Consider the following 562-nt stretch of genomic DNA (forward strand, 5'->3'; position numbering starts at 1 on the left):
GCGAAGCGCCCAACGGCTGGCTGGTGGTGTCGCTCACCCATAGGGGCAGCCGCGGTCAAGCGTACAGCCACAGTTTTACCGCCATCCCCGCCGACAGCATCTTCCGCCCCGAACGCATCACCCCGCTACCCAAGATACAGGGCAGCCTACCCGCCAGAGTCACCAGCCCCGGCAACTATACCTACGCCTATATCGACAACATGGGGCGCTATCGCGTCAAACTGCCGTTCGACCTCGACGAATGGAGCCCGGGCGGAGAAAGCCGCCCCATCCGACTGGCCAAACCCTATGCCGGCCCCGACTACGGCCAACACTTCCCGCTGCACGAAGGCACCGAAGTGATGCTGTCGTTCGTACAGGGTAATCCCGACAGACCCTACATCAGCGGCGTGATGCACGACAGCTCCCACCCTGACCACGTCCCCGCCGACTGGAACACCCGTAACGTCATCCGCACTTGGGCGAACAACAAACTACGGATGGAAGACAAACAGGGTCAGGAACACATCAAACTGGCGACCGAATACGGCAAAACCCAACTCAACCTCGGCCATATCGTCGA

Annotated in this window: 1 protein-coding gene; it reads left to right on the top strand. The window is 61.0% G+C overall.

The genetic code is table 11. The annotated features are described in order from the left end of the window. Positions 1-562: type VI secretion system Vgr family protein (locus tag AKG43_RS11900; protein WP_156300684.1), on the top strand; the 562-nt coding region annotated here is incomplete at both ends.

The organism is Neisseria sp. 74A18, assembly GCF_001308005.1.
GTDB classification, from domain to species: domain Bacteria; phylum Pseudomonadota; class Gammaproteobacteria; order Burkholderiales; family Neisseriaceae; genus Neisseria; species Neisseria dumasiana.